Here is a 4,817-nt window from a genome sequence, read left to right as displayed (position 1 = left end):
CGGGTACGAGTGGATGGGTTCATCGACAGTTCCTCTGGATTTGAACAGCCGCGAAGTCTACCTAAAAGTGGGGTTATTTGCAGTAAATGGCCGCCTGTTTGGCGATTTAATCACCATTGGCGGGTAAGATAGCGGCGAAAGGGCGGCCCTTGGTGGCTTGGGGACTAGGCCAGATCACCGCTCTTGAGGTAACATGCGCGCCCATAGGGGCCATGGATCAGTTGGCCCATCCGGGTAATGAAAAAAGAGAGCACCATGATACAGATTGGCAAGATGAACACCCTCACCGTCGTTGAACTCGAAGACCGTGGCGCCTGGCTTGCGGCCGATGAATACGGTGAACTGCTGCTGCCCAAGCGTCAACTGCCGGAAGGGGTGAAAGAGGGGGATAGCGTGCAGGTCTTCCTCTATCTGGATGCCGATTGCGAGCCGGTGATCACCACCGACAAGCCATTTGCCATGGTGGACGAATTTGCCGGTCTGAAAGTGGTCAATGCCAACAAGATTGGTGCCTTCCTCGATTGGGGCATGAAAAAAGACTTGTTCGTGCCCAGCCGCGAGCAGAACAAGCCGATGCAGGTGGGCCACGTCTATCTGGTGCGTCTGCAACTGGATAATGAAGGGCGCATGGTCGGCACCAGCCGCATCGAGCGTTTTCTGACCCCGGCCGGTAGCAACTTCAAGGTCGGTGATGAAGTGACCGCGCTGCCGGGCGAACATTCACCCCTGGGCATCAAGGTGATCGTCAATGGCCAGTATCCCGGCATGCTGTTCAAGAACGAGGTGTTTGGTCGGGTGATGACCGGTCGGCCGCAAACCGCCTGGGTCAAGCAGGTGCGCGAAGATGGCAAGCTGGATCTGACCCTGCAAAAGCCGGGTCTGGCGCGGGTTGATGATGCCGGTGAGCGCATTCTGAGCCGGATGAGAAAGCAGGGCGGCAGCCTGGCGGTGGGTGACAAGAGCGAACCCGAGCTCATCTACAAGTTGTTCAGTATGAGCAAGGGCACCTTCAAGAAGGCGATCGGCGGCCTCTACAAGCAGGGCAAGATTGTCATCGAAGACAATGCCATTACCCTGACCGAGGACGGTGCCGCGCAGGCACAAGCAGGCGAACAGGCGCAGGATAGCGAATAAGATGCCGAGCCCCTGTGTTGGCCTCTGCAAGGCGAAGGATGGGCTTTGTCTTGGTTGTGGCCGCACCCTGACCGAGATCGGCCACTGGTCGGTGATGGAGAGCAAGGCCCAGCTGGCGGTGATGGCCGAGCTGAATGGCTCGAAAAGCACCCACCGCTGCCCGGGTTGTGGCGAACCGGCCTATTGCGCCGTCTCTGCCGGTCAGACCATAGCGCAGTGCTGGTGCAGCCAGTTGCCGGTACTGCCGATGCAGGAGGCCAGCGCCTGCTGGTGCCGCCGCTGTCTGGCCAAGGCCATCGCGGCGCAGGATTAGCAGAGAACAGAAATAACAGAGCACAAAACAAGAAAGGCGCCGATGGCGCCTTTTTTATGCCTGCTGCTGGCGATGCCAGCGGACATGCACCTGATCTTCAGTCAGCAGACGGGGCAGCAGGAAGGTGGCGAAGATCACCTCAAACTCATCCTGATGATCCAGCAAACCGACCCACACTTCGACCCAGCGCTCCATATCGACCGGCTTACCCAGCTCGGTCGACCAGTCGGCATTGGGCAGGGTTGCCTCCACGGCGCCACGCTGCTCAAACTCCAGGGTGATGTCGACTATTTGTTCGGGGGCCAGCATATCGGCGGCCTGCTCAAGAAACTGATCATAGGCCCATTCGACCAGCTGATCCGGGGTACGCTGTTCCATGAAATCACTCCAGATACATCGAGGTTCGCTACTGTAACAATTATTGGCAGTGGCGGCCAGACCAGTGCGCCGGGCGTGCCTGGCCTGTCCAAGTTGCCATTGGGGGAGTATGGTTAAGGCGCGGATCATCTGGCAGGGAGTGAGGGGATGAAACAGCGGGGACGGCGGCAACAGATCAAGCGACGGCGCGAGGCCTGGTGGTGGCACTATCTGCCGCTTCACCGCGAGACGGTTGGCGGCCATCTGGGCCCACCGGAGAAACCCGATGAGCCCTGAGGATCAGTCGGCCTGATGCACCCGATTGAGGGTGATCTGGCCCAGTTGCCCCATCTGGCGGCGGATCCAGACCGAGCGCTTCTGCACATAGGGTGAAGGGGGCTTGACCCGATAGCGCCACGGATTGGGCAGGACGGCGGCCAGCAGGGATGACTCGTAGCGGGTCAAGCGGCTGGCCGGTTTGCCAAAATAGGTGCGGGCGGCGGCTTCGGCGCCATAGATGCCGGGGCCGAACTCCACGATATTGAGATAGACCTCGAGAATGCGGGCCTTGTCCCAACCCAACTCCATCAGCAGGGTAAACCAGGCCTCCAGCCCCTTGCGCAGGAAGCTGCGATCACTCCACATAAAGAGGTTCTTGGCGGTCTGCTGGCTGAGGGTGCTGGCGCCGCGCACCCGCTCGCTGTGCTGGTTGTGCTTGAGCGCGGCGTTGATGGCATCCATGTCAAAGCCGTTGTGCTCGGCAAAGCGCTGATCCTCGGCGGCGATCACCGCCAGTTGCAGCTCTTTGGAGATGGACTCCAGATCCACCCACTCATGGCGCACCTCGGTGATCTTGGCGGGCGGAAAGAGGGCCCGCTCGATACGCCAGCTCCACATCGGCGGATCGATAAAACGCAGCAAGGCGACCGAGCCGACCGAGCAGAGCAGCCCGGCCAGCGCGATCTTGCCTGCCCACCTCAGCAACCGGCGTCCGAGCGATGCAGATGGGCGCACGGGGGCCACGGTGTCTTGGTCTGACGCCCACTGATAGTGGCTGGGATCATCGGGATCCGGAATTATTGGGGCAGCCATTCGATGTGGCAGAACTTCTCGTCAACACGGCGGGAGAGCAGCATGCGGGCAAACAGGTGCTCATACTCTTGTTCTTCGTTGCCAAGACCAACCCAGATCTCGGCATAGTCGGTGTCGCTCACCGCAAAACCCACGTCCGCTTCCCAGTCATCGGCCGGATCGGTTTCGGCCAGCAGGCCGCGATCGTTGAACTCCTGATTGAAGCGGGCGATCTCCTGCTCCGGCAGGTTGTCAGAGGCCAGCTCCATAAAGAGTTCGAGGGCGGTATCGAGCAGTTCCTCGACGCTGTGCATTTCGTCATTCATAGACATAAGCGGTCTGTTCCAGAAAAGAGAAAAAGGTGCCGCGCAGATCACTGCCTGCGGGGCGGCGCTATTCTAGCGGGCGGCAGACCCCTTGGCGAGATGAGGCGAGCCGCTGTGACCTGTTTTTGTGCCAATAAAAAACCGGATCCAGTGACAGGATCCGGTCTTCATTGGGGGAAGGGGTCACGCATAGGGCGTCAGCTCATCCCTTCTTGTCATCGGCGAAGGTGATGTTGAGCTCCAGTACCGACAGCTCATCACTCTTCTGATCCAGTTGGACGGTGATCTTCTCCGGATCAATGTTGACGTATTTGCGGATCACATCGAGGATATCCTGCTTGAGCTGGGGCAGGTAATCCGGCCCCCCTCTGGATGAACGCTCGTGAGCAACAATGATCTGCAACCGCTCTTTGGCCAGTTGTGCGGTGTTCTGTTTCTTGTTGGAACGAAAATAATCCAATAATGACATGTTTAACTCCCGAACAGTCGGCTAAAGAAGCCCTTCTTCTCTTCTTCCAGAAAACGAAATTCCTTGGCATCGCCCAGCAGGCGGGACACCGCATCTTCGTAGGCCTGACCGGCATCGGACTCCTTGTCCAGAATGACCGGTTCGCCGGAGTTGGAGGCGCGCAGCACCGCCTGGGACTCCGGGATCACCCCGAGCAGCGGGATGGCCAGGATCTCCTGCACATCCTGCACGCTCAGCATGTCGCCGCGGTTGACGCGGGTCGGGCAGTAGCGGGTCAGCAGCAGGTGCTCCTTGATGGGGTCTTCGCCACGCTCGGCGCGACGGGACTTGGAGGCCAGGATGCCAAGGATGCGATCGGAGTCACGCACGGAAGAGACTTCCGGGTTGGTGGTGACGATCGCTTCGTCAGCAAAATAGAGCGCCATCAGCGCGCCCGCCTCGATCCCCGCCGGGGAGTCACAGACGATGTAATCGAACTTCATCTCCGCCAGCTGATCCAGGATCTTCTCGACCCCCTCACGGGTGAGGGCATCTTTGTCCCGGGTCTGGGAGGCGGGCAGGATAAACAGATTTTCCGAGCGTTTGTCCTTGATCAGCGCCTGATTGAGGTTTGCTTCCCCGTTGATGACGTTGACGAAGTCATACACCACGCGCCGCTCGCAGCCCATGATGAGATCCAGATTTCTCAGACCGATGTCAAAGTCAATGACCACTGTCTTGTGACCACGCTGGGCTAAGCCGGTGCTCAGGGCCGCACTGGTTGTGGTCTTGCCAACGCCACCTTTACCCGATGTAACGACTATGATTCGCGCCATTCTCGCTTCCTTGTAACTCTATTTGATACGGTCTATTCGGAGTTGTTCGTTGTCCAGCCGGACGTGTACCGGTTGCTGGATCAGGCCTGCCGGCAATGCATCGCTCAGCTGGAATGTGCCCGCGATGGAGAGCAGCTCGGCCTGTAATTGCTGGCAATAGATCCGGGCCTGGGTGTTGCCCCGGGCGCCGGCAATGGCTCTGCCACGCAGGGTGCCATAAATATGAATGCTGTCGTCGGCGAGCACTTCGGCTCCCGGACTGACGGACCCCAGCACCACCAGCGAGGTGCCGGCGGCGTAAATCTGCTGGCCGGAACGAACCGGTCCCACAT

General features: G+C 59.4%; 9 protein-coding genes. 3 read left to right on the top strand and 6 right to left on the bottom strand.

Annotated elements, in window-relative coordinates; genetic code table 11:
- Positions 1–255: 255 nt before the first annotated feature.
- Both DBR30_RS11515 and DBR30_RS11510 read left to right on the top strand, forming a co-directional pair.
- Complete coding sequence (locus tag DBR30_RS11515) at positions 256–1,134, top strand: CvfB family protein (protein ID WP_258224405.1); 879 nt, start codon at positions 256–258, stop codon at positions 1,132–1,134.
- A 1-nt stretch (position 1,135) separates the two neighbouring features.
- Entirely contained in the window at positions 1,136–1,447 is a 312-nt protein-coding gene (locus DBR30_RS11510; RefSeq protein WP_108542667.1) for a DUF1289 domain-containing protein, read from the top strand.
- Between the two features lie 54 nt (positions 1,448–1,501).
- On the opposite strand, the gene DBR30_RS11505 is transcribed toward DBR30_RS11510, so the two are convergent.
- Positions 1,502–1,825, bottom strand: a complete 324-nt coding sequence (locus DBR30_RS11505) for an HI1450 family dsDNA-mimic protein (protein WP_108542668.1) — start codon at positions 1,823–1,825, stop codon at positions 1,502–1,504.
- 147 nt (positions 1,826–1,972) lie between these two features.
- Here DBR30_RS11505 and DBR30_RS22105 point away from each other — a divergent pair, with 147 nt between their 5' ends.
- On the top strand, positions 1,973–2,101 hold the full coding sequence (locus tag DBR30_RS22105) for a hypothetical protein (protein WP_019445852.1): 129 nt from the start codon (positions 1,973–1,975) through the stop codon (positions 2,099–2,101).
- A gap of 3 nt (positions 2,102–2,104) precedes the next feature.
- On the opposite strand, the gene mtgA is transcribed toward DBR30_RS22105, so the two are convergent.
- The 5 genes from mtgA to minC form a co-directional block, all read right to left on the bottom strand.
- On the bottom strand, positions 2,105–2,896 hold the full coding sequence (gene mtgA, locus DBR30_RS11500; RefSeq protein WP_375062127.1) for a monofunctional biosynthetic peptidoglycan transglycosylase: 792 nt from the start codon (positions 2,894–2,896) through the stop codon (positions 2,105–2,107).
- Positions 2,881–3,207: an HI1450 family dsDNA-mimic protein gene (locus DBR30_RS11495; protein WP_005352317.1), complete on the bottom strand. Its 327-nt coding sequence runs from the start codon at positions 3,205–3,207 to the stop codon at positions 2,881–2,883. The genes mtgA and DBR30_RS11495 overlap by 16 nt, the downstream gene beginning before the upstream one ends.
- 196 nt (positions 3,208–3,403) lie before the next feature.
- Positions 3,404–3,670: a cell division topological specificity factor MinE gene (gene minE / locus DBR30_RS11490; RefSeq protein WP_005336848.1), complete on the bottom strand. Its 267-nt coding sequence runs from the start codon at positions 3,668–3,670 to the stop codon at positions 3,404–3,406.
- A gap of 2 nt (positions 3,671–3,672) precedes the next feature.
- Positions 3,673–4,485: a septum site-determining protein MinD gene (gene minD, locus DBR30_RS11485; RefSeq protein ID WP_005336847.1), complete on the bottom strand. Its 813-nt coding sequence runs from the start codon at positions 4,483–4,485 to the stop codon at positions 3,673–3,675.
- Between the two features lie 18 nt (positions 4,486–4,503).
- The coding region (minC, locus tag DBR30_RS11480) for a septum site-determining protein MinC (RefSeq protein WP_108588355.1) at positions 4,504–4,817 on the bottom strand (314 nt) is incomplete at its 5' end.

Origin of the sequence: Aeromonas sp. HMWF017, assembly GCF_003061465.1 — a bacterium.
Lineage (GTDB): Bacteria > Pseudomonadota > Gammaproteobacteria > Enterobacterales > Aeromonadaceae > Aeromonas > Aeromonas veronii.
Note: the sequence above shows the minus strand (reverse complement) of the source record. Positions and strands in the feature narration are given on the sequence as shown.

Bases quoted from the DNA above. Each gene is read 5' to 3' on its own strand.
- DBR30_RS11515 (WP_258224405.1), top strand. From the start codon at position 256: ATGATACAGATTGGCAAGATGAACACCCTCACCGTCGTTGAACTCGAA.
- DBR30_RS11510 (WP_108542667.1), top strand. From the start codon at position 1,136: ATGCCGAGCCCCTGTGTTGGCCTCTGCAAGGCGAAGGATGGGCTTTGT.
- DBR30_RS11505 (WP_108542668.1), bottom strand. From the start codon at position 1,825: ATGGAACAGCGTACCCCGGATCAGCTGGTCGAATGGGCCTATGATCAG.
- DBR30_RS22105 (WP_019445852.1), top strand. From the start codon at position 1,973: ATGAAACAGCGGGGACGGCGGCAACAGATCAAGCGACGGCGCGAGGCC.
- mtgA (WP_375062127.1), bottom strand. From the start codon at position 2,896: ATGGCTGCCCCAATAATTCCGGATCCCGATGATCCCAGCCACTATCAG.
- DBR30_RS11495 (WP_005352317.1), bottom strand. From the start codon at position 3,207: ATGTCTATGAATGACGAAATGCACAGCGTCGAGGAACTGCTCGATACC.
- minE (WP_005336848.1), bottom strand. From the start codon at position 3,670: ATGTCATTATTGGATTATTTTCGTTCCAACAAGAAACAGAACACCGCA.
- minD (WP_005336847.1), bottom strand. From the start codon at position 4,485: ATGGCGCGAATCATAGTCGTTACATCGGGTAAAGGTGGCGTTGGCAAG.